The organism is Streptomyces sp. CB02261 (assembly GCF_001905665.1).
GTDB lineage: Bacteria > Actinomycetota > Actinomycetes > Streptomycetales > Streptomycetaceae > Streptomyces.
Window position 1 is genome coordinate 36,355 of sequence record NZ_LIVX01000011.1, and the last position, 23,314, is coordinate 59,668.

Annotated in this window: 19 protein-coding genes; 4 read left to right on the plus strand and 15 right to left on the minus strand. The window is 73.3% G+C overall.

The features are described 5' to 3' along the window. Positions 1-5: 5 nt before the first annotated feature. The 8 genes from AMK29_RS37460 to rimP all read right to left on the minus strand — a co-directional run bounded on the left by AMK29_RS37460 (position 6) and on the right by rimP (position 11,193). Positions 6-4,082: a serine protease gene (locus tag AMK29_RS37460; protein WP_079197189.1), complete on the minus strand. Its 4,077-nt coding sequence runs from the start codon at positions 4,080-4,082 to the stop codon at positions 6-8. Between the two features lie 198 nt (positions 4,083-4,280). Beyond that, positions 4,281-5,180 carry a tRNA pseudouridine(55) synthase TruB gene (gene truB, locus AMK29_RS29870; RefSeq protein WP_073818901.1) on the minus strand — a complete coding sequence of 300 codons (900 nt, stop codon included), beginning with the start codon at positions 5,178-5,180 and terminating at the stop codon, positions 4,281-4,283. Then, complete coding sequence (gene rbfA / locus AMK29_RS29875; protein WP_073818903.1) at positions 5,177-5,617, minus strand: 30S ribosome-binding factor RbfA; 441 nt, start codon at positions 5,615-5,617, stop codon at positions 5,177-5,179. Before rbfA ends, truB begins: the two co-directional genes overlap by 4 nt. A 30-nt stretch (positions 5,618-5,647) precedes the next feature. Beyond that, positions 5,648-5,941 (minus strand): DUF503 domain-containing protein, encoded by a 294-nt coding sequence (locus tag AMK29_RS29880; RefSeq protein ID WP_073818905.1) that lies wholly within the window; start codon positions 5,939-5,941, stop codon positions 5,648-5,650. A 148-nt stretch (positions 5,942-6,089) separates the two neighbouring features. Beyond that, positions 6,090-9,182, minus strand: a complete 3,093-nt coding sequence (gene infB, locus AMK29_RS29885) for a translation initiation factor IF-2 (protein WP_073818907.1) — start codon at positions 9,180-9,182, stop codon at positions 6,090-6,092. 150 nt (positions 9,183-9,332) lie between these two features. Next, on the minus strand, positions 9,333-9,614 hold the full coding sequence (locus tag AMK29_RS29890; RefSeq protein WP_073818909.1) for a YlxR family protein: 282 nt from the start codon (positions 9,612-9,614) through the stop codon (positions 9,333-9,335). Positions 9,615-9,688: 74 nt separating this feature from the next. Beyond that, complete coding sequence (nusA, locus tag AMK29_RS29895; protein ID WP_073818911.1) at positions 9,689-10,684, minus strand: transcription termination factor NusA; 996 nt, start codon at positions 10,682-10,684, stop codon at positions 9,689-9,691. 2 nt (positions 10,685-10,686) lie between these two features. Next, a complete protein-coding gene (gene rimP, locus AMK29_RS29900; protein WP_073818913.1) occupies positions 10,687-11,193 on the minus strand; it encodes a ribosome maturation factor RimP in 507 nt (168 codons plus the stop codon). Positions 11,194-11,360: 167 nt separating this feature from the next. Between rimP and AMK29_RS29905 the strand changes: the two genes are divergently transcribed. The 4 genes from AMK29_RS29905 to AMK29_RS29920 are packed head-to-tail and all read left to right on the plus strand — an operon-like array spanning position 11,361 to position 14,223. Then, entirely contained in the window at positions 11,361-11,909 is a 549-nt protein-coding gene (locus AMK29_RS29905; protein WP_073818914.1) for a hypothetical protein, read from the plus strand. Next, positions 11,906-12,322, plus strand: coding sequence for a ferritin-like domain-containing protein (locus AMK29_RS29910; protein ID WP_073818916.1), 417 nt, complete (start codon positions 11,906-11,908; stop codon positions 12,320-12,322). The genes AMK29_RS29905 and AMK29_RS29910 overlap by 4 nt, the downstream gene beginning before the upstream one ends. Before the next feature lie 31 nt (positions 12,323-12,353). Next, complete coding sequence (locus AMK29_RS29915; RefSeq protein WP_073818918.1) at positions 12,354-13,253, plus strand: aminoglycoside phosphotransferase family protein; 900 nt, start codon at positions 12,354-12,356, stop codon at positions 13,251-13,253. A gap of 46 nt (positions 13,254-13,299) precedes the next feature. Next, positions 13,300-14,223, plus strand: a complete 924-nt coding sequence (locus AMK29_RS29920; RefSeq protein ID WP_073818920.1) for a slipin family protein — start codon at positions 13,300-13,302, stop codon at positions 14,221-14,223. Positions 14,224-14,420: 197 nt separating this feature from the next. On the opposite strand, the gene AMK29_RS29925 is transcribed toward AMK29_RS29920, so the two are convergent. The 7 genes from AMK29_RS29925 to aroA all read right to left on the minus strand — a co-directional run bounded on the left by AMK29_RS29925 (position 14,421) and on the right by aroA (position 22,903). After that, positions 14,421-16,121: a proline--tRNA ligase gene (locus AMK29_RS29925; RefSeq protein ID WP_073818921.1), complete on the minus strand. Its 1,701-nt coding sequence runs from the start codon at positions 16,119-16,121 to the stop codon at positions 14,421-14,423. A gap of 73 nt (positions 16,122-16,194) precedes the next feature. Then, positions 16,195-16,740: a GNAT family N-acetyltransferase gene (locus AMK29_RS29930; RefSeq protein ID WP_073818923.1), complete on the minus strand. Its 546-nt coding sequence runs from the start codon at positions 16,738-16,740 to the stop codon at positions 16,195-16,197. A gap of 43 nt (positions 16,741-16,783) precedes the next feature. Further along, positions 16,784-17,629, minus strand: a complete 846-nt coding sequence (locus tag AMK29_RS29935) for a GNAT family N-acetyltransferase (protein WP_073818925.1) — start codon at positions 17,627-17,629, stop codon at positions 16,784-16,786. A gap of 179 nt (positions 17,630-17,808) precedes the next feature. Continuing rightward, positions 17,809-18,966 carry a flavodoxin-dependent (E)-4-hydroxy-3-methylbut-2-enyl-diphosphate synthase gene (ispG, locus tag AMK29_RS29940; protein WP_073818927.1) on the minus strand — a complete coding sequence of 386 codons (1,158 nt, stop codon included), beginning with the start codon at positions 18,964-18,966 and terminating at the stop codon, positions 17,809-17,811. A gap of 103 nt (positions 18,967-19,069) precedes the next feature. After that, complete coding sequence (locus AMK29_RS29945; RefSeq protein ID WP_073818929.1) at positions 19,070-20,377, minus strand: M50 family metallopeptidase; 1,308 nt, start codon at positions 20,375-20,377, stop codon at positions 19,070-19,072. Then, a complete protein-coding gene (gene dxr / locus AMK29_RS29950; RefSeq protein ID WP_073818931.1) occupies positions 20,374-21,633 on the minus strand; it encodes a 1-deoxy-D-xylulose-5-phosphate reductoisomerase in 1,260 nt (419 codons plus the stop codon). The genes AMK29_RS29945 and dxr overlap by 4 nt, the downstream gene beginning before the upstream one ends. 34 nt (positions 21,634-21,667) lie before the next feature. Then, positions 21,668-22,903 carry a 3-phosphoshikimate 1-carboxyvinyltransferase gene (aroA, locus tag AMK29_RS29955; protein WP_073819234.1) on the minus strand — a complete coding sequence of 412 codons (1,236 nt, stop codon included), beginning with the start codon at positions 22,901-22,903 and terminating at the stop codon, positions 21,668-21,670. Between the last annotated feature and the right edge of the window lie 411 nt (positions 22,904-23,314).

The window sequence follows — 23,314 nt, forward strand, 5'->3', positions numbered from 1 at the left end:
GCCGATTACGCAGGTCTAAGACTGCCATGCCCACGGCCGTCGGTTCGCATCGGCATGGAAGTGCCGTGGTGCCGCAGGGCCTGGAGGCTCTCGGGGCCGAGCAGCGGCACCCACTCGGCGGGGGCGGCGACCGTCCACCGGGCGATCAGAGCGGCGAACGGGGGCCGGGCGCGGGCGAGTCCCGCGAGGGCCGCGTCCAGCCGCCCCGCGGCTTCGGGGGTACGGGTCCACAGGGTGCCGACCCGGTGGGTGAGTTCCCTCGTACGCGGCTCGCTGCGGCGCTCCGCGCCCTCGGCGGCGGCCGTCAGGAGGGCCTCCAGGACGGTGAGGTCCCCCGTCTCGGCCTCGTACCGCTCGTGTTCGAGGAGTACGTCGAGCAGCTCGGCCCGCAGATGGCGGGAGGCGCCGGTGCCGGGGGCGGCGAGGACGGGCGCGAGGGCGCGGCGAACCGGGGCGGGGCGGCCCCGGATGAGCCCGGCGACCAGCGGGAAGAGCACGGACCGCGCCGCCGGGCCGTCCTCGAACCGCCGGTCGACGAAGGCGGCCACGTGCCCTGCGCCCTCGGGGTGCCGGGCGACGTAGTCGCGGACGAGCGCGGCGATCCGTCGGGCGAGCGCGGGCGCGTCGACCTCGGCGAGGGCGCGCAGGGTGGCTGCCGGGGCCTCGCCCGTGCCGTGCAGCCGGGCCCCGAGGGCGGCGAGCACCGGTCCCGGGTCGGCCGCCAGGGCCTCGACGAGGGCCTCGGCGGGCACCCGGGGCTCGGCGAGGGCGCGCGGCAGATGACGGGCGCGGGTGTGCGGGTCGCGGATCAGGAGGCCGAGGGCGGCGCCGTGGAGGGCCTGGTCCCCGGGGCGGGCGAGCAGGGCGAGGGCGGCGAAGCGGAGGAGTTCGCGGTCGGCGGAGGTGGCGGCGTGACCGGCGACCAGATGGCCGTACGTGGCGGCGGCGACACGCCGCTCCGGGCGCCCGTCGTCGTGCGCCCACCGGTCGACGGCGCGGCAGACGGCCGCGGGCTCGTCCTCGGCGAGGGCGGCGAGGAGACCGTCGGCGAGCGGATGCGCGGTGGCGACGAGGGCCTCGCACAGGTCGTCGACGGCGAGCGCCCGATGGGTGTGCAGCAGGGCCTGGGCTGCGGTGGCGACGGTCGCGTGCGGGGCGGCGGGGACGGGACGGTCGTCGGAGAACCAGCGGCAGAGGAGCGGCTGGACGCCCCGGGGGTCGGCGGCGAGCATCCCGGCGACGGCGTCGAGACTCCGGTCGCCGGCGGTCTCCGGGCCGGACGGGGGGTCGGCGGGCACGAGCCGCCGCAGCAGATCGATCCGCTCGTCCTCACCGAGCGCGAGCCCCTGCCAGAACTCCGGCCCGAACGCGGCGAACACGGTGTGCCGCTCGGCCCGGCCGCCGATCCGGTCGGCGAGGAGCCGCAGCGCGGGCAGGTACGGCCGGGGGTCCGGCAGCCGCCGCACGCTCTCCCGGAGCAGCCGTGAGGCCCACCAAGGCCCGTCACCGGAGGCCTCACGGCCCTCGTCCGCGAAGCGGCCGAGGGCGTCGGCGAGCACGGCGAGCCTCGGGACGAGGGCGGCGGGGCCCCGGTCGTGGTGGAGCAGCAGCAGCGCCTGGAGGACGGGCCCGATGCGGTGCCGCGGGACGGGCGCGGCCGAGCCGCCCCCACCGGCCGCGCCCCGGGCCGCCGCCTCCTCGACGACGACCCTCTGCCGGGGCACCACGGGCGCCGCGCCGGGGGCGGGGGGAAGGGGGGATTCGGCGGGGGCGGTGAGCCCGCCCACCGACGCCGCGGGCCCCGCTCCGGCCGGCACCGCTGCCCCCGCGGGCCGCGCGGCGACGAACCCGCGGGTCGCGGGAACAGCGTCGAGCGCGCGGAGGCCCGTGCCGAGCGACCGCCTGCCCCGGCCGGCCGGCCCCGACGCCGCCGCCGACGGCCCCCCGGACACACCCGACAGGCCGGGTTCCCCCGACGTCGGGCCGGCCGACCCGACAGGCACGCTCATCCCGTACCGGTCCCCCGGACCCGACGCCGCAGCCCCGACCGACCCACCGGAGACACCCGACAGGCCCGGCCCACCCGACCCCGGGCCAGCCGGCCCGTACCGGTCCCCCGGACCCGACGACGCGGCCCCGACCGACCCACCGGAGACACCCGACAGGCCCGGCCCACCCGACCCCGGGCCAGCCGGCCCGGCAGAGTCGGGCACGGCCGGCCCGTCCCCGTCTCCCGGACCCGAGGCCGCCGCCCCGGGGCCCCTCCCGTCCAGGTCCTCCGCCCCCGCCACCGTCCCGGCCAGGTCCCCCGGGTCCGGGTCCGCCGTTCCCTCGAAGAGGAGGGCGTGCAGGGCCGTGTCGAGGTCCAGGTGGGCCGCCTGGACCCAGTCCGCGAGTTCCTCGTGGGCGAAGCGGTAGCCCGAGCCCGCGGGGACGAGGAGGCCCTCGGTGAGGACGGCGGAGGCCCAGCCGTCCCGCCAGGGGAAGAGCTCCTCGAACGAGGCCCGGTCGAGGACGCCGTGTCCGGGGCCGAGGCACCGGCGGGCCGCCTCGTGGACCTGTCCTGTCACGCGCGCGGCGAGCCGGCGTACGGCGGTGCCCCGGACGAGCGGCCGGGAGCCGGCGGCGATCCGGACGGCGATCCGCAGGCACAGCAGGTCCAGGTAGGCGGTGAAGATCTCCTCGCGTCCGGGCCGCCCCGGCACGTCCGCCGGCAGCGCGGCCCGCACCTCCGCGAGCAGCCGCAGCGCGAGGGGGTGGCGGGCGTCGGCCTCGGCGAGGTCCGTCTCGGCGAGCCCGTACCCCTCGCGTACGGCCCGTGCCTCCCCCTCGGAGTACGGCCCGAGGGCGAGCGCGGGCGGCCCGTCCCCGGCTCCGGTCGCCGGCCGGTGGAGGGTGCCCGGGGTGTAGAGGGCGCCGGCCAGTTCCCAGTGCTCGGGCCGGCAGGCGGTGACGAGCCGGACGTGGTGGGCGCGGAGCCAGTCCTCGGTGGCCGCCGTCCAGTCGCCGAGCCGGTGGGCGAGGAGCGGTGGCATCTCCTCGGGGCCGTCGAGGACGACGAGGAGCGGGCGGCCCGCGTCGCGGGCGAGGGCGGCGGCCCGTTCCGGAGTGGCGACCGTGGTGTCGCCGGGCGCCCCGGAGGCGGCGACGATACGGCCCGCCTGGTGCAGGGCGCGGCCGACGGCGTCGGCGAGGGAGCGGTCCTCGGCGCGCAGGTCGGCACCGCGCAGCCGGACCGTGGGGGCGGGCTCGACGCCCCGGGCGCGGCGGGCGCAGAGGGCGGCGAGAGCCGTGGTACGGCCGGTGCCGGGGGCGCCGACGAGCGCGAGGACGGGTGCGTCGCCCGCGGTGAGGCGGGCGAACTCGCGGACGCATTCGGGGCGTTCGACGGGCTCGGGCCAGGGGTCGGGGTCCCGTACGGGTCCGGTGGAGGTGGCGGTGAGTTCGAGGATCCCGGCGAGGTTCAGGTCGGGTCCGTAGGCGGGGACGGTCGCCGCGTTGCGCCGCAGCAGGTCGGCGAGGGCGCCTTCGGGCCGGAGCGGGACCGCGTATCCGGCGGCTTTGCGGTCGCCGTGCAGGGCGCTGCCGAGGACGGCGAGGACGGTGCCGGTGGTGGTGTCGAGGACGGGTCCGCCGGCGGCCTCTCCGCCGAACCGGAGGGCTTCGGCGCCCTCGGTGCCGATGGCGAGTTCGAGGGCGTCGGCGACGGCGTGGAAGCGGTCGGTGGCGGCGTACGTGACGGCGGCGGGGCCGAGCACGCGCGCCTCGCGCCAGCCGTGGGCGGCGATCCGCACGTACGTACCGGGTTCCACCTCGGGGCGGGTCGCGACGGGCAGCGGGCGGAGGCCGAGGCCCTCGGTCCGTACGAGGGCGAGGCCGCTCTCCGGCAGAGGGGTGACGGCCTCGCCCTCGGCGAGCCAGGTCCGGTCGCCTGGGGCGTGCAGGAGGACACGGCTGAGCCCGTCGACGGCTTCGTGACTGGTGACGACCGTTCCGTGGTGGTCGGCGAGGAATCCGGTGCCGCGCGGCCGGCCCGCCTGATCGCAGATCCGTACCAGCGTCGCCAGGTCCCCGCGTCCCATGGTGACGACGGTAGGTCGCCGGTGATCACTCCGAGGCGCCCGCGGGCGAACGCGCCCCCTGGCACTCCCCCGTTCACTCCGAGCGCCTCCCCGATGGGGTGATTCTTCGGCGTTCCGCCGGACAGTCTCTCCCGGGGGAACGACGTGGGGCGGGCACGCGCGCGTGCCCGCCCCACCGGAGCGTCGGAGCCGGTCGGCTCAGCCGAAGACGGCGAGACTCTTGGCCTTGCCGCGCTGGTCCTCGACCAGCGCGAGCAGCTTCCCGTCCGGTCCGAAGACCGCCACGGGGCCCGCCGGGTACGCCGGCATCTCCAGGCGGACGCCGTTGAGCAGCAGCTGGGCCCGCTTCTCGTCGACCTCCCACCGGGGGAACGCCGCCGTGGCGGCGTCGGCGACCGGCATGACCGTCAGCTCCTGCTGGAGCTGGTCGAGCGTCTTCGCCGAGTCCAGCTTGTACGGGCCGACCCGGGTGCGGCGCAGCGCGGTCAGGTGCCCGCCCACGCCGAGCCCGGCGCCGAGGTCGCGGGCGAGCGCCCGGATGTACGTACCGGAGGAGCAGACGACGGAGACGACCAGGTCGACGACGGGGGTCCCGTCCTCGGCGGTCGCCTCGCGGACGTCGTACACCTGGAAGGAGGAGACGGTGACCGGGCGGGCCGGGATCTCGAACTCCTCGCCGCCGCGCACGCGCGCGTAGGACCGCTTGCCGTCGATCTTGATCGCGGAGACCTTCGACGGCACCTGCATGATGGCGCCGGTCAGCTCGGCGACGCCCGCGTCGATGCCTTCGCGGGTGACCTTCGAAGCGTCGACCGACGCCGTGATCTCGCCCTCGGCGTCGTCGGTGATCGTCGTCTGGCCCAGGCGGATGGTGCCCAGGTACTCCTTCTCGGTCAGCGCGAGGTGACCGAGGAGCTTGGTGGCCCGCTCCACGCCGAGGACGAGGACGCCGGTGGCCATGGGGTCGAGCGTGCCCGCGTGGCCGACCCTGCGGGTCTTCGCGATCCCGCGCATCTTGGCCACGACGTCGTGCGAGGTGAATCCCGACGGCTTGTCGACGATGACAAGGCCGTCGGGAGTCTTTGCTGCGTTGCTCATTCGGCGGCTTCGTCCTCGCCCGGCTTCTTGTAGGGGTCGGCGTCACCGGCGAAGGTGGCGCCCGAGGACGCCTCCCGCACCTGCTCGTCCGAGGCCCGCGCCTTGTCGAGGAGGTCCTCGATGGTCTTGGCGTTCTCCGGGAGGGCGTCGGCCACGAAGGTCAGCGTCGGGGTGAACTTGGTCCCGGCCGCCCGGCCGACGGCCGAACGGAGGATGCCCTTGGCGCTCTCCAGGCCGGCCGCGGCGCTCGCCCGGTCCTCGTCGTCGCCGTAGACCGTGTAGAAGACCGTGGCCTCCCGCAGGTCGCCGGTGACGCGGGTGTCCGTGATGGTCACGTGCGTACCCAGGCGGGGGTCCTTGATGCCGCGCTGCAGCTTCTCGGCGACCACCTCCCGGATGAGGTCTGCCAGCTTCTTCGCCCGCGCGTTGTCGGCCACTGGTCCTTCTCCTTCTTCGCCTTGCTCAAATCAGTCTTCATCAGTGTGGAGCCTGCGGCGCACCGACAGCAGCTCCACCTCGGGGCGGGCGGCGACGAGCCGCTCGCACCGGTCCAGTACGTCGTTGAGGTGTCCCGTGTCCCCCGACACCATCGCGACGCCGATCTCGGCCCGTCGGTGGAGGTTCTGGCCGCCGACCTCCGCCACGCTCACCGCGAACTTCCGCTGGAGCTCGGCGACGATCGGCTTGACGACGGAGCGTTTCTCCTTCAACGAACGAACGTCGCCGAGGAGCAGATCGAAGGACAGTGTCCCCACATACATGTGTGTCCGGATGTCCCGCCGGTTCGGGTTCGATGTGCCCGCCGACCGCTCGGCGGGGACACCGGAAACCGTACACGCAACGGCCGGGGCCGATCGACGGAATACTTTCCGCCGACCGGCCCCGGCTCACGCGTGCGATCGGACGCGATCAGGCGCGCGGCTTCTCGCGCATCTCGTACGTCGCGATGACGTCGTCGATCTTGATGTCGTTGAAGTTTCCGAGGTTGATACCGCCCTCGAAGCCTTCGCGGATCTCGGTGACGTCGTCCTTGAAGCGGCGCAGACCGTGGATCGTGAGGTCCTCGGCGATGACCTTGCCGTCGCGGACGAGGCGCGCCTTGGTGTTGCGCTTGACCTCGCCGGAGCGGATGAGGACACCGGCGATGTTGCCCAGCTTGGACGAGCGGAAGACCTCGCGGATCTCCGCCGTACCGAGCTCGACCTCTTCGTACTCCGGCTTGAGGAGGCCCTTGAGCGCCGCCTCGATCTCCTCGATCGCCTGGTAGATGACCGAGTAGTACCGGACGTCGACGCCCTCGCGCTCCGCCATCTGCGCGGCACGGCCGGCCGCACGGACGTTGTAGCCGATGACGATGGCGTCGGAGCCCATGGCCAGGTCGATGTCCGACTCGGTGACCGCACCCACACCGCGGTGCAGGACACGGATGTCGACCTCTTCGCCGACGTCGAGCTGGAGCAGCGAGGCCTCGAGGGCTTCGACCGCACCGGACGCGTCGCCCTTGATGATGAGGTTGAGTTCCTGGACGAGACCGGCCTTGAGCACCTTGTCGAGGTCCTCGAGGGACACCCGGCGGACGCGCTTGGCGAAGGCGGCGTTGCGCTCACGCGCAGCGCGCTTCTCGGCGATCTGACGCGCCGTACGGTCCTCGTCGACCACCAGGAGGTTGTCGCCGGCACCCGGCACGTTGGTGAGACCGAGCACCAGGACGGGAGTCGACGGGGTCGCCTCCTCGACGTTGTTGCCCTTGTCGTCGAGCATCGCCCGGACGCGGCCGTACGCGTCGCCGACCACCACGGTGTCGCCGATGCGCAGCGTTCCGCGCTGGACCAGGACGGTCGAGACCGCACCGCGACCACGGTCGAGGTGGGACTCGATCGCGATGCCCTGCGCGTCCTGGTTCGGGTTGGCCCGCAGGTCGAGCGAGGCGTCGGCGGTGAGGACGACGGCCTCGAGCAGGGAGTCGATGTGCAGACCCTGCTTGGCGGAGATGTCGACGAACATGGTGTCGCCGCCGTACTCCTCGGCCACCAGACCGAACTCGGTCAGCTGACCGCGGACCTTGGTCGGGTCGGCACCCTCGACGTCGATCTTGTTGACCGCGACGACGATCGGGACGCCGGCGGCCTTGGCGTGGTTGAGCGCCTCGATCGTCTGCGGCATGACGCCGTCGTTGGCCGCGACCACGAGGATCGCGATGTCGGTCGACTTCGCACCACGGGCACGCATGGCGGTGAACGCCTCGTGACCCGGGGTGTCGATGAAGGTGATGCGACGCTCTTCGCCGTTGACCTCGGTACCCACCTGGTAGGCACCGATGTGCTGGGTGATGCCACCGGCCTCGCCCGCGACGACGTTCGTCTTGCGGATCGCGTCGAGAAGTCGGGTCTTACCGTGGTCGACGTGACCCATGACGGTGACGACCGGCGGACGGGAGACCAGAGCCTCTTCGCCGCCCTCGTCCTCGCCGAACTCGATGTCGAAGGACTCGAGGAGCTCGCGGTCCTCTTCCTCCGGCGAGACGATCTGAACGGTGTAGTTCATCTCCTCGCCGAGCATCGTCAGCGTGTCGTCGGAGACGGACTGCGTCGCCGTGACCATCTCACCGAGGTTCATCATCACCGCGACGAGCGACGCCGGGTTGGCGCCGATCTTCTCGGCGAAGTCGGTGAGGGAGGCACCACGCGACAGTCGGATGACCTCGCCGCCACCGCGGGGAAGCATCACGCCGCCCACGGACGGGGCCTGCATGGCCTCGTACTCCTGACGCCTCTGCCGCTTCGACTTGCGACCGCGACGCGCGGGGCCGCCGGGGCGACCGAAGGCGCCCTGCGTGCCACCACGTCCACCCGGACCACCGGGACGGCCACCGAAGCCACCGGGACGACCGCCGAAGCCGCCGCCACCGCCGGGACCACCCGGACGACCGCCGCCGCCACCGGGGCCACCGGGACGACCGGCGAAGCCGCCGCCGCCACCGCCGGGACCGGCCGGACGACCGGCGAAGCCGGGACGACCGCCGCCGCCACCGCCGGGACCACCCGGACGGCCGCCGGGGCCACCGGGACCACGGCCACCGCCGCCGGGACCGGGACGCGGGCCGGCAGCGGGACGCTGCGGCATCATGCCCGGGTTGGGACGGTTACCGCCGGGCGCGCCGCCCGGACGGGGAGCCTGCGGACGAGGCATGCCACCGGGGGTGGGACGGGCGCCGCCCTGACCCTGCGGGCGCGGAGCGCCGCCGGGGCCGCCCTGCGGACGCGGGGCGCCCGGAACGGCACCGGGGCCGCCGGGACGGGGAGCGCCGCCACCCGGACGGGGCGTCTGCGGACGCGCCATGCCGGTGGAGCCACCCGAGGTGAAGGGGTTGTTGCCCGGACGGGGACCGGCCGGACGGGCACCGCCCGGACGGGGGGCCTGCTGGCCGCCGGGGCGCTGCGCACCCTGGCCCTGCGGGCGGGGCGCCTGCTGGCCCGGACGGGCGGCCGGGCGGGGGCCCGGGGTCGCGCCGGCGGGACGCTGCTGACCGGCGGCAGGAGCCGACGGAGGCGCGGTGAACTCCGGGGTCGTCGGAGCCGGGGAGGCCGGCGCCGGCTTCGGCGCGGCCGGGGGCTTCGGACCCGGGGTGGGACGCGACGAGCCGGCGGGAGCCGGAGTCGCGGGCTTCTCCGCGGCCGCGGGCTTGGGCGCCGGGGTGGGCGCTCCAGGCTTCGGGGCGGCGGGACGGGACGCCTGCGCCGGGGACGGCGCGGGGGAGGCCGGCGCCGGCTTCGGCGCGGCGGGGGAAGGCGCTGCCTTGCGGGGCGCGCCGGGCTTGGCAGGGGACTTGCCGGCGTTGCCACCGGGGCCCTGCAAAGCGTCAGTCAACTTGCGCACGACCGGCGCCTCGATCGTCGAGGACGCCGAACGGACGAATTCACCGAGTTCTTGGAGCTTGGCCATGACGACCTTGCTCTCCACACCGAACTCCTTGGCGAGTTCGTATACCCGGACCTTAGCCACTTTGCTCCTTTGTGAGGTCCGGTTACCGCCGGACCGTCGCTACTTCATGGGCGTACTCATCGCGTACTCATCGAGTGCTCATCGCAATCTCGACCTACTTCCAACTCGCGAGGTACCTGACCGCACGGTGTTCCGTGCCGTACTTCTTGTTCACTGCGGTGCCGACCGCTCGACGTGGTGACGGAGTTCCGTGGTGTCGAGCGGGCCCTGGACCTTGAAGGCCCTCGGCAACGCCCGGCGACGGACCGCCAGGTCGAGACAGACCACGGCGGGGTGCAGGTACGCACCCCGGCCGGGCAGCGTACCGCGATGATCAGGAACGCACTCGTCCTTGCTCACCACGATCCGCAGCAGATCGCTCTTGGCCGCTCGCTCCCGGCATCCCACACAGGTTCGCTCAGGGCACGCGCGGGCCTGCGTCCGGCCAGACACGATTAAGTCTACCTCCCCGTACCGACCTCACCTGTTTGGGGCAAGAATCGAACAGTTGTTGGCCAAAAACGATCTCAGTCCTCCGGACCGCTCGGCTCCGTGTCCGGACGGATGTCGATCCGCCAGCCGGTCAGGCGGGCGGCCAGGCGGGCGTTCTGCCCCTCCTTGCCGATCGCGAGCGACAGCTGGTAGTCCGGCACCGTCACCCGGGCGGACCGGGCGGCCATGTCGACGATCTCGACCCTGGAGACCCGCGCCGGGGAGAGCGCGTTCGCCACCATCTCGGCCGGGTCGTCCGACCAGTCGACGATGTCGATCTTCTCGCCGAGCAGCTCCGCCATCACGTTGCGGACCCGGCTGCCCATCGGGCCGATGCAGGCGCCCTTCGGGTTCAGGCCCGAACGGGTGGAGCGGACCGCGATCTTGGTGCGGTGACCGGCCTCACGGGCGATGGCCGAGATCTCGACCGAGCCGTCGGCGATCTCCGGCACCTCGAGGGCGAAGAGCTTCTTCACCAGATTGGGGTGGGTGCGCGAAAGGGTGACCGACGGACCGCGGACGCCCTTCGCCACCCGGACGACGTACGTCCGCAGGCGCAGGCCGTGCGTGTAGTCCTCGCCCGGCACCTGCTCCTGCACCGGGAGGATGGCCTCCAGCTTGTCGTCCAGACGGACCAGGACGTTCTTCGGGTCCTTGCCCTGCTGCACCACACCGGCGACGACATCGCCCTCGCGGCGCGCGTACTCACCGAACGTCACGTCGTTCTCGGCGTCGCGCAGCCGCTGCTGGATCACCTGGCGGGCGGTGCTCGCCGCGATCCGGCCGAAGTCGGACGGGGTGTCGTCGAAGTCCTTGGGCTCCTGGCCCTCCTCCAGGTCGGAGGGGTCTTCCTTCGCCCACACCGTCACGTGGCCGGAGGCCCGGTCCAGCTCCACGCGCGCGTGGCGGCGGGCGTCGGGGGTGCGGTGGTAGGCGATGAGGAGGGCCGACTCGATCGCCTCGACCAGCAGGTCGAAGGAGATCTCCTTCTCATGCGCCAAGCCCTTGAGCAGCTTCACGTCGATGTCCACGGCTACGCCTCCTCTTCCTTCTTGTCCTTGCGGTTGAACTCGATCTCGACACGCGCCTTGACGACGTCGGTGAACTCGACCCGGCGGGCGGTGGGCTTGCGCCCCTTCACGCCCGGCACCTCGAGGTCGAGGCCCTCCTCGTCCACGGCCAGGATCCGCGCGACCAGCTCCTCGGCGGCGCCGTCGGCGTTCAGCTGGAGCTTGACCAGCCGGCCGGCGGCGCGCTCGTAGTGGCGCTGCTGGGTCAGGGGGCGGTCGGCGCCGGGGGAGCTGACTTCGAGGACGTACTCGCCCTCGCCCATCGCGTCGGTCTCGTCGAGCTTCTCGGAGATCGCGCGGCTCAGCTCGGCACAGGCGTCCAGCTCCACGCCCTCGTCCGAATCCACGACGATCCGCAGCAGTCCACGGCGGCCGGCCCGGGAAACCTCGATCTCTTCCAGATCCAGGCCCTTCGCGTGGACCAGCGGCTCCACGAGTCCGCGCAGCCTGTCGCTCTGGGTGGTGCTCATCCGGGTGACTCCTCGGCCGCGTGTGCTGTTGTGTGTTCGTCGCGTGTCAGACCAAAGGGTATCCGGTCCCGGAGGGTGTTGCCGTCCACCGCCCCGGGGCCCGCGGGTACGCTCGCCTGCGGCGATCCGACGATCTTCGACGACATACCACGGCTGAGGGAGAGAGCGTGACGACGACGGGCAGGCGCGCCCTCCTGACGGCGGGGGTCTCGGCCGCCGCCGCGACGGCCCTCGCGGGCTGCACCTCCGAGGCTCCCGGCCCCCGGAAGCCCAGCGCCGCCGAGCGGGAGGCCGAACGGGTGGCGCGGGCCGAGGCGAACCTGCGGCTCCGTTCCGTGACCGCCTCCCGGACCCTGCTGGAACGTTACGACGCGGCGCTCGCCGCCCACCCCGCCCTGGCCCCCCGGCTGGCCCCGCTGCGCCGCTCGGTTGCGGCGCACACGAAGGCGCTCGGCGAGGGCGGCACGACGGTACGGCCCGCGACGGCCTCGCCGACCGCCTCCCCCACCGCTGTCGCGTCCGCTCCCGCCCCCGTACCCGTGGCCGCCGACCCCGGGACGGCGCTGAGGGACCTGGCGGCGGCCGAGCGCACGGCCTCCGACGCCCACACCGCCGCCCTGCTCACCGCCCCGCCCGAGTACGCCCGGCTGCTCGCCTCCGTGGCCGCCGCCGGCGCCGCGCACGCCTATCTGCTGACCGAAGGAGCACGGGCATGAGCGCCCTCGACGCGACCCAGGCCGCGCTGGCCGCCGAGCACGCGGCGGTGTACGGGTACGGGGTCGTCGGCGGCCGGATCGGAACCGAGCGCAGGGCCGAGGCCACGGCGGCGTACGAGGCCCACCGGGCGCGCCGGGACGCGCTGCGCAGGACCGTGCGCGACCTCGGCGGGACGCCGGTGGTGGCGGAGGCCGCGTACGCGCTGCCGTTCCGGGTCGCGGACCCGGCCGGCGCCGTGCGTCTCGCGGCCGTCCTCGAGGACCGGGTGGCCGGGGTGTACTCCGACCTGGTGCGGGCCGTCGAGGGCCCGCAGCGGCGCGAGGCGGCCGCCGCGCTCAGGGAGGCGGCGGTACGGGCCGTCCGCTGGCGCGGCAGCGACGTAACCTTTCCTGGGCTCGCCGAGCGGGCGTGAGTCCGGCCCCGACCGAAGGAACAACGCACGCATGGGTTTCGAACCGCCGCAGCGACTGACGAGGACGCTCGGTGAGACGTACGGGGACGCCGCCGCGGCCGCGTGGCTTGAGACGCTGCCCGCCCTCGCCGGCCAGGTGCTCGACCGCGCGTCCCTGGACGCCGAACGGGTGATGGCGCCCGGCGGGCGGAGCAGCCTCGTCGTCCTCGTCCGGCGGTCCGACGGCTCCCCCGCGGCGCTCAAGATCGCGCCCCCGTTCGCCCGGCCCGACCGGGAGCGGGACGCGCTGGCGCACTGGAACGGCTGGGGCGCGGTCCAGCTCCTCGACGAGGCCGGGGAGGGCGGGCTCGTCCTCGAACGACTGCATCCCGAGGTCTCGCTGCGCTCCCTGCCGGAGGCGAAGGCGCTCCTGGAGGCGGCGGGGACCGTACGCAAGCTGTGGGTGGAGCCCCCGGCGGGGCACGGGTTCGAGACGGTGACCGAGCGGACCGCCCGGCAGGCCGAGGCGATGGGCTCCCACCTGGACGACGCGGCGACCGGTGAGCTGACGGCGGCGGCGCTCGCGGCGCGCCAGGAGCTGGTGAGCGGAGCCTCCGAGTCCCTGCTGCTGCACGGGAACTTCCGGCAGGGCAAGGTCCTGGCCGGGGACCGGGCGCCCTGGCTCGCGGTCGGGCCCGAGCCGCTGGTCGGCGACCGGGCGTACGACCTGGCCCGGCTCGTACGGGACCGGGTCGAGGACCTGGTGGCCGCGTCCTCGGGCGCTTCGGCGGCCCGGCGGCGGGTCAACAAGCTGGCCGACTCCCTGGACCTGGACCGGGAGCGGCTGCGCGGCTGGACCCTGTTCCGCGCGGTCGAATCGGGGACGCGGGCGGTGGCGGCGGGGCGGCGGCAGGACGCGGAACTGCTTCTCGAGTTCGCGAGCTGGCTGTAGGGGAATACCCTTTTTGTACTGTTCGGCTCGATGCCAGGGGGCCGTGATGATCGAAGAGCTGCTGATGGCGGCGGCAGGCCTGGGCGCCGCGTTCGCCGTGTACGCGGGTGTCGCGGCGCGGGTCGTGAAGCAGTACGAGCGCGGCGTCGTCTTCCGCTTCGGGCGACTGCGGGACGACGTGCGGGCGCCGGGGTTCACGATGATCGTTCCCGTCGTGGACCGGCTGCACAAGGTGAACATGCAGATCGTGACGATGCCCGTGCCCGCGCAGGAGGGCATCACCCGGGACAACGTGACGGTGCGGGTCGACGCGGTGGTCTACTTCAAGGTCGTCGACGCGGCGGAGGCGCTCGTCCGGGTCGAGGACTACAAGTTCGCGGTCTCCCAGATGGCGCAGACCTCGCTGCGGTCGATCATCGGCAAGAGCGACCTCGACGACCTGCTGTCGAACCGGGAGAAGCTCAACCAGGGGCTCGAACTGATGCTGGACTCCCCCGCGATCGGCTGGGGCGTGCAGATCGACCGGGTCGAGATCAAGGACGTGTCCCTGCCGGAGACGATGAAGCGGTCGATGGCCCGGCAGGCCGAGGCGGACCGGGAGCGGCGGGCGCGGGTCATCAACGCGGACGCGGAGCTCCAGGCGTCGAAGAAGCTGGCGGAGGCGGCGGAGGTCATGTCGGACCAGCCGGCCGCGCTGCAGCTTCGGCTGCTGCAGACGGTGGTGGCGGTGGCGGCGGAGAAGAACTCGACGCTGGTGCTGCCGTTCCCGGTGGAGCTGCTGAGGTTCCTGGAGCGGGCGACGCCGTCCGGTGGTACGGGGCACGCGGAGACGATGACGCATGTGATGCCGCCGCCTGTGCCACCGCGGTCGGACGCGTATCTGGCGGGGCGGGCGGATGCGGCGGACGCGATCGAGGACCTGACGGGCACGTCGGTGGAACCCGCCACCCACCACGACGAGGAACCCTGACGGGGTGGCGGGATCTCCGGGCCGCGCGGGCCCGGATCCGCTGCGAGGTGCTGCGGCCTGTCAGGCCCGTTGTGCCCACCCGTTCCGCAGGGCGGAACGGGTGGGCACAACGGGGGGTGCGAGCCCAGCGGGGTCCGGGCCCGGCCCGGCTCGGCGAAGCCCGGGACCGGCCCAGCAGAGGCCCGGGGGCGGTGGGGTCAGTGCGTCAGGCGGGTGATGGCCTCGGCCGTCGGGAGTTCTTCGCGCTCGCCCGTGCGGCGGTCCTTCAGCTCCAGGACGCCCTCGCCCGAGCGGCGCCCCGCCACCAGGATCTTCGGGACGCCCATCAGCTCCGCGTCGGTGAACTTGACGCCCGGGGAGACGCCCGCGCGGTCGTCGACCAGGACGCGGAGACCGGCGGCGGCCAGCTTCTCGGAGACCTCCAGGGCCAGCTCGATCTGGAGCGCCTTGCCGGCGGCGACGACGTGGACGTCCGCCGGGGCGACCTCGGCCGGCCAGCACAGGCCCTTCTCGTCGGCGGTCTGCTCGGCGAGCGCCGCGACCGCGCGGGAGACGCCGATGCCGTACGAACCCATGGTCACGCGGACCGGCTTGCCGTTCTGGCCGAGGACGTCGAGCTTGAGCGCGTCGGCGTACTTGCGGCCCAGCTGGAAGATGTGGCCGATCTCGATGGCGCGGTCCAGCTTCAGGCCGGTGCCGCACTTCGGGCACGGGTCGCCCTCCTGGACGACGACGACGTCGACGTACTCGGCGACCTCGAAGTCACGGCCCGCGACCACGTTCTTCGCGTGCATCCCGTCCTTGTTGGCACCCGTGATCCACGCCGTGCCCGGCGCGACGCGCGGGTCGGCGATGTAGGTGACCTTCTCCAGGCCCTGCGGGCCGACGTAGCCCCGGACGAGGTCCGCGCGCGCGGCGAAGTCCGTCTCGGTGACCATCTCGACGGTGGCGGGAGCGAAGTGCGCCTCGACCTTGCCCAGGTCGACCTCGCGGTCGCCGGGGACGCCGACGGCGACGATCTCGCCGTCGACCTTCACCAGGAGGTTCTTCAGGGTGGCGGAGGCCGGGACGCCGAGGGAGGCGGCGAGGGTCTCGATGGTGGGGGTGTCCGGGGTGGGGATCTCCTCGGCCGCCGCGACGCCGGAGCCGTCGACCGTCTTCAGCTCGTACGCGATCGCCTCGGTGTTCGCGGCGAAGTCGCAGTTCGGGCAGTCGGCGAAGGTGTCCTCGCCGGCCTCGGCCGGGGCGAGGAACTCCTCGGACTTCGAGCCGCCCATCGCGCCCGCCGTGGCGGCGCAGATGCGGTAGTCGAGGCCGAGGCGCTCGAAGACGCGCTGGTAGGCCTGGCGGTGCAGGGCGTAGGACCGGGCGAGGCCCTCGTCCTCCGTGTCGAAGGAGTAGGAGTCCTTCATCAGGAACTCGCGGCCGCGCAGGATGCCGGCCCGCGGGCGGGCCTCGTCGCGGAACTTCGTCTGGATCTGGTACAGGATGACCGGCAGGTCCTTGTAGGACGAGCACTGGTCCTTCACCAGGAGGGTGAAGATCTCCTCGTGCGTGGGGCCGAGGAGGTAGTCGCCGCCCTTGCGGTCGTGGAGCCGGAAGAGCTCGGCCCCGTACTCGTCCCAGCGGCCGGTCGCCTCGTACGGCTCGCGCGGCAGCAGCGCGGGCAGGGAGACCTCCTGCGCGCCGATGGCGTCCATCTCCTCGCGGACGATGCGCTCGACGTTGGCGAGGACCTTCTTGCCGAGGGGCAGCCAGCTCCAGATGCCGGCTGCGGTGCGGCGCACGTACCCCGCGCGGACGAGGAGCTTGTGGCTGAGGACCTCGGCGTCGGCCGGGTCGTCGCGCAGCGTCTTCGCCATCAACTGGGACATGCGCTGGACCGGTGCGTTGGCCATGGTTCTCGTACTCCTGCCGGGACAAAGAAGGTGATGGCCCCGAGGTTAGCCGGGCCGCCCCGGGTCGGAGAAATCAGTTCCGGCGCGGCAGCGGCAGCGGTGCGCCCATCACGGCGTACGGGCGGGGGGCGCTCGGGAAGTGCACCTGGCGGGCGAGGTCGGTGTAGCCGAGGGACCGGTAGAGGCCGCGGGCCGGGCTCTCGGTGTCGATCGCGGAGAGGATGGAGCGCGGCTCGGCGGCCTCGTCGGTGATGGTGGTGATCAGCTCGCGGCCCACGCCGCGCCCCTGGTGGGCCGGGTGGACGTGGAGTTCGGTGATGACGAAGGAGTCGTCGAGCCAGTCGGCGGTGCCGGTGGCGCGGAGGTAGGTCTCGACGACGGTGGACCACCAGTGGGTGCGGTCGTTGGGCATCCCGTACACGAATCCGACGAGCGCCCCGTCGGGGGTGGTGGCGCCGTAGGCGCGTGCGCCGGGGCTGAGCAGGTGGCGCAGCACGATGTGGCGGCGTACGGCGATCTCGTCGTCGTCCAGGCCGAAGGCGAGTGCCTGCACGGCGAGGGCCTCGTCCACCCGGGCGGCGAGATTGACCGGCCCGATCACGACCTCTGCGTCATCCATGCGGCGCACCCTACAAGCGGCCGGCCGTCCCGGGACAGCGCGTTCAGAACAGCACGCTCATGAAGGCGCCGGTCTCCTGGAAGCCGACGCGGCGGTACGCGGCCCTGGCGGGGGTGTTGTAGTCGTTCACGTACAGGCTGACCACGGGGGCGACGTCGGCGAGGGCCTGCTGGAGGACGGCGGCCATGCCGGTCTCCGAGAGGCCCTTGCCGCGGTGCTCGGGGGCGACCCAGACGCCCTGGATCTGGCAGGCCTGGCGGGTGGCGGCGCCGATCTCGGCCTTGAAGACGACCTTGCCGTCCTCGATGCGGGCGAAGGAGCGGCCGCTGCCGACGAGTTCGGCGACGCGGGCCTGGTAGAGCAGGCCGCCGTCGTTGGCGAGCGGGGAGACGCCGACCTCCTCGGTGAACATGGCCACGCAGGCGGGCATGATCACGTCCATCTCGTCCTTGCGGACGCGGCGCACCAGCGGGTCGGGCGTGACGGTGGTGGAGGGCGCTTCGGCGACCATCAGGGGCTGGCGGGCGCGGACGTCCCGCGCGGGGCCCCAGCTGGGCTCCAGGAGCCGCCACAGTTCGGAGGTGGGCTCGGCGGGGCCGACGATCGAGGAGCAGCGGCGGCCGACCTTGCGGGCACGGTCGGCGAAGGCGCGGACGGCCTCGGGGGTGGCGCACAGGGGCACGAGATTGGCGCCGGAGTAGCAGAGGGAGCGCAGCCGGCCCTCGCTGTACCAGCCCCACATCTCGCCGCCGAGGCGCCAGGGGTCGAGCCCGGCGACCTGGACGCGGGCGGCGACGAAGGCGTTCTCGACGGGGGCGCTCTCCAGGACGGCGAGTGCGGCGCCGAGGTCGGCGGGTTCGAGGACCCGGGTGGCGGGTTGTGTCAACACGAGGGGGCCTCACCGTGCGGTTCTGCTGATTCCCGCACTGTACCCGGAGGCTTCCGGACCACGCCTCCGGCAGCACGACGCCCTGCCACCCGGGGGTGGGTGGCAGGGCGTTCGGGCGGGCGCAGCTGTGAGTCCGGTTCGAGCGTCCCGGAGGCGAACCGGTCCCGTGAGGAGAGGGCTCAGCCGGCGACGGCGACCGACGGTTCGCCGCTCGCGACGCCGTCCTTCTCCATCTGCTCGGCGATCTTCAGCGCCTCTTCGATCAGGGTCTCGACGATCTTCGACTCGGGAACGGTCTTGATGACCTCGCCCTTCACGAAGATCTGGCCCTTGCCGTTGCCGGAGGCGACGCCGAGGTCGGCCTCGCGGGCCTCGCCGGGGCCGTTGACGACACAGCCCATGACGGCCACGCGCAGCGGGACGGTCATGCCGTCGAGGCCGGCGGTGACCTCCTCCGCGAGCTTGTAGACGTCGACCTGGGCCCGGCCGCAGGACGGGCAGGAGACGATCTCCAGGCGCCGCTGGCGCAGGTTCAGCGACTCCAGGATCTGCATGCCGACCTTGATCTCCTCGGCCGGCGGCGCGGAGAGCGAGACGCGGATGGTGTCACCGATGCCCTGGGACAGCAGGGCGCCGAAGGCGACGGCCGACTTGATGGTGCCCTGGAAGGCCGGGCCCGCCTCGGTGACGCCGAGGTGCAGCGGGTAGTCGCACTGGGCGGCGAGCTGGCGGTAGGCCTCGACCATGACGACCGGGTCGTTGTGCTTGACCGAGATCTTGATGTCGCGGAAGCCGTGCTCCTCGAAGAGGGAGGCCTCCCAGAGGGCGGACTCGACGAGCGCCTCGGGGGTGGCCTTGCCGTACTTCTTGAGGAGCCGCGCGTCGAGCGAGCCGGCGTTGACGCCGATCCGGATCGGGGTCCCGGCGTCGGAGGCCGCCTTGGCGATCTCCTTGACCTTGTCGTCGAACTGCTTGATGTTGCCCGGGTTGACGCGGACGGCCGCGCAGCCGGCGTCGATCGCGGCGAAGACGTACTTCGGCTGGAAGTGGATGTCGGCGATCACGGGGATCGAGGACTTCCGGGCGATCGTCGCGAGGGCGTCGGCGTCGTCCTGCGTGGGGCAGGCCACGCGCACGATCTGGCAGCCGGAGGCGGTCAGCTCGGCGATCTGCTGGAGCGTCGCGCCGATGTCGGAGGTGCGGGTCGTGGTCATCGACTGCACGGAGACGGGTGCGTCACCGCCGACGGCGACGCTGCCGACCTGGATCTGGCGGCTCTTGCGCCGCTCGGCGAGCCGGGTCGGAACGGTCGGGATACCGAGAGCAATCGCGGTCATCTTCTGTGCAACCTCAAGGTTGTGCGTCGGCGGGCTCAGGTCTCCGAGGTTACCGCCCTGGGAGTGGGAGGCCGGACACCACCGGGTCCGGCCTCCCCTGGAGCTACGTCAGTTTCACCGGGTTGACGATGTCGGCGGCGAGGACGAGCAGTGTGAAGCAGACGAAGACGCCGGCCACCACGTAGGCGGCGGGCATCAGCTTGGCCACGTCGAACGGGCCGGGGTCGGGGCGCCGGAAGATCCGGGCCGTGTGGCGGCGTACGGACTCCCAGAGGGCGCCCGCGATGTGACCGCCGTCGAGGGGCAGCAGCGGCAGCATGTTGAACAGGAACAGCGAGACGTTGAACATCACCAGGATGTTCATGAACCACACGAGGATCCGCTCGGGCGGGGCCTCGACGTTCATCAGTTCGCCGGTGAGGCGGGCGGCGCCGAGGACGCCGACCGGGGAGTCGTCGGCGCGCTCGCCGTCGCCGAAGGTGGCGTCCCAGAGGCCGGGGATCTTGCCAGGGAGGGCGATGACCGAGTGGACGCCGTTCTCCAGCAGGTCGGACATCCGGTCGGTGGTCTCGACGAAGGTGAGGGGCGCGACCTCGGTCTTGGAGGCGAAGCCGAGGTAGCCGGCGTCGATGTAGGTCAGCGGCTGGACGACGTTGCCGTCCTCGTCCTTCTTCGGCACCTTGTTGGAGACGAGGGTGGGGTGCAGGTCGACGCGCTGCCCGGCCCGCTCGACGGTCACCGTGGCGGGGCCGATGGTGTCGCGGATGCGGTCGGAGAGGGTGTCCCAGTCGGCCACCGGGGTGCCGTTGAAGGCGACGATCCGGTCGCCGTCCCTCAGGCCGGCCTTGAAGGCCGGGGAGACGGGGTCGCCCTTCGCGCACTTCTCGCGCTTCTCGCTCTGCTCGATGACGCACTTCTGGACGCCGGCGACCTGGGTCGTCTGACCCTCGATGCCCAGGGTCATCATCGAGCCGAAGAAGAGCGCCGCCGCCAGGACCAGGTTCATGAAGGGTCCGGCGAACATCACGATCACGCGCTTCCACGGCCTGCGCGTGTAGAAGAGGCGGGTCTCGTCGCCGGGCTTGAGCTCCTCGTACGAGGCCTCGCGGGCGTCCTCGATCATCGAGCGCCACGGCGAGGTGGAGCGGGCCTCGATGCGGCCGTCGTCGCCGGGCGGGAACATGCCGATCATGCGGATGTAGCCGCCGGCCGGGATGGCCTTGATGCCGTACTCGGTCTCGCCGCGCTTCCTCGACCAGATCGTGGGGCCGAAGCCGACCATGTACTGCGGGACGCGGATGCCGAAGAGCTTGGCCGTGGAGAGGTGGCCGAGCTCGTGCCAGGCGATGGAGACGAGCAGCCCGAGCGCGAACAGCACGATGCCCAGGGCGTAGAGAAGCATTTCGGTCATGCGCGGGCCTCCGCTGTTGCCTTCGCTGCGAGCTCTCGGGCCCGGGCGCGCGCCCAGGTCTCCGCTTCGAGGACGTCCGGCACGGTCAGGGAGGTTCCCGTGACGGGAACGCCGTGCTCCGCGACGACCGCCGTGACCGTGTCCATGATGCCGTTGAACGGCAGCCTGCCGGCGAGGAACGCCTCGACGCACTCCTCGTTCGCCGCGTTGAAGACGGCGGGGGCGGTGCCGCCGAGGCCGCCGACGTGCCGGGCGAGCCCGACGGACGGGAAGGCCTCGGTGTCCAGCGGGAAGAACTCCCAGGTGGACGCCTTGGTCCAGTCGAAGGCGGGGGCCGCGTCGGGGACCCGCTCGGGCCAGCCGATGCCGATGGCGATGGGGCCGCGCATGTCGGGCGGGGTCGCCTGGGCGAGCGTGGAGCCGTCCGTGAACTCAACCATCGAGTGGACGTACGACTGGGGGTGGACGACGACCTCGATGCGGTCGAAGGGGATGTCGTAGAGCAGATGGGCCTCGATGACCTCCAGGCCCTTGTTCACCAGGGTCGCGCTGTTCACCGTGATCACCGGGCCCATGGCCCAGGTGGGGTGGGCGAGCGCGTCCTCGCGGGTCACGTCGGCCAGCTGCTCGCGCGTACGGCCGCGGAAGGGGCCGCCGGAGGCGGTGACGACCAGCTTGCGGACGTCGGCGCGGGTGCCGGCGGCGAGCGCCTGGAAGAGGGCCGCGTGCTCGGAGTCGACCGGGATGATCTGGCCGGGCTTGGCGAGCGCCTTCACCAGGGGGCCGCCGACGATCAGCGACTCCTTGTTGGCGAGGGCGAGGGTGCGGCCGGCTTCGAGGGCGGCGAGGGTCGGCGCGAGACCGATGGAGCCGGTGATGCCGTTGAGGACGGTGTGGCACGGCGAGGCGGCGAGCTGGGTGGCGGCGTCCGGGCCCGCCAGGAGCTCGGGCAGCGGCTCGGAGCCGTACAGCGCCTTCAGCGCGTCGCGCAGCTCCGGCAGCGCCTCCTCGCGGGCCACGGCGACCGCGGCGACCTTCAGCCGGTGCGCCTGCTCGGCGAGCAGCGAGATCCGGCCGCCCGAGGCGGCCAGGCCGGTGACCCGGAAGCGGTCGGGGTTGCGCAGCACCAGGTCGATGGCCTGGGTGCCGATGGACCCGGTCGAGCCGAGGACGACGATGTCCCGGCGTCCTGCATCCACATCCACGGGGGAGAAGACGCTACGGGGATCGGCCAGAGGAGAGGGGCGGTCGCTCATGCCCCCCATTCTTGCCGCAAACACCGGGCGCTCTTCACGGGGTGTGGACGAACGTGTCGAACACGCGGTGGAAGTCGGGGAACGTCTTCTTCACGCAGCCGGGGTCGTCGAAGGTGATCCCGGGGGTCCGCAGGGCGGTGACCGCGAAGGACATCACGATCCGGTGGTCGCCGTGAGTGGCGATCTCGACGGGTCCGGTGGGGGTGCCGGGCTGGATCTCGATCCAGTCGGGGCCGGTGGTGACGGTGACGCCGAGGCGGCGCAGGTTCTCGGCGCAGGCGTCGAGCCGGTCGCACTCCTTGACGCGGGTGTTGGCGACGTCCTCGATGCGGACGGGTCCGTCGGCGAAGGGCGCGAGCGCGGCGAGGGTCGGCATGGTGTCGGAGATGTCCCGCATGTTGACGGTGAGGCCGTGGAGCCGGCCGGTGGAGCGGACGGTGGTCCCGGCTCCGGTGATCTCGACGTCCGCGCCCATGCGGCGCAGGACGTCCACGAAGGCCAGGTCGCCCTGGAGGGCGCCGGTGCCGAGGCCGGGGACGGTGACGGAACGGCCCGGTTCGAGGGCGGCCGCGGCGAAGAAGTAGCTGGCGGTGGAGGCGTCGGGCTCGATGCCGTACGTCCTCGCCCGGTAGCCGGTGGGGGCGACCCGGTACGTCCGGCCGTCCTGGCGTACGTCGGCGCCGAAGGCCCGCATCATCGCGAGGGTGATCTCGACGTACGGCTCCGACACGAGGTCGGTGACGGTGATGTCGAGGCCCTCGGCGGTGAGCGGGCCCAGCATGAGCAGGGCCGTCAGGTACTGGGAGGACTGCCCGGCGTCCAGCGTGAGCGCGCCGCCCTTCACGCCGCGGGCGTGGACGTCGAGCGGGTGGTGGCCCTCCCGCTCACCGTGGCGGAGGTCGACGCCGAGGTCGCGCAGGGCAGTGCTGAGCGGGCCGAGGGGCCGCCGCCGCATCTGCGCGGAGGCGTCGAAGCGGTACGTGCCGTGGCCCGCGGCGGCGAGGGTGGGCAGGAAGCGGGCGGTGGTGGCGCCGTCGCGGCAGTAGACCTCGGCCGTGTCCGCGCCGGGGCCTGCCGGGCGGCCCTCGATGTGCCAGGCGCCGGGCTCGCGGCGGACGGTGTAGCCGAGGGCGGTGAGGCCCTCGGCGAAGCCCTCGGTGTCGTCGGAGACGAGCGGCCGGAGAAGGGTGGTGGTGCCCTCCGCGGCGGCGGCGAGGAAGAGCGCGCGGGCGGTGACGGACTTGGAGCCGGGGATGTCGATGACGGTCACGGTGCTCATGGTGCCGTGACCTGCGGTGCGGGGGTGTGGCGGTCCGGAACGTGGACGACGCGCTGCGCGACGCCCTACCGGGTGGCCACCCTGGCGGCGCCCTGCCGGCCCGGGGCCCTGACGACCCCCGCGGCGCCGGGCCCCTTGCGGCGCCCTACCGGTTCGGGGCCCTGACCAACCCCGCCACGGCCCCTGCGGCGCCCTACGACCCGGCCCCCCGTGCGGGCACCCCTCGGTGCCCCGCCGTGTGGGCAATCGTCCCGCAGGGCGGGACGATTGCCCACACGGGACGGCGCCCTTGGCGGCGCCTCCGCCCCCTGCGCCTTGACCCGCACCACATGTGCGGCGCGCGCCGGGTGCGGGTTCAGGCGGGAACCAAGGCCGGCGCCTGGACCCGCGGCCAGCAGCGCG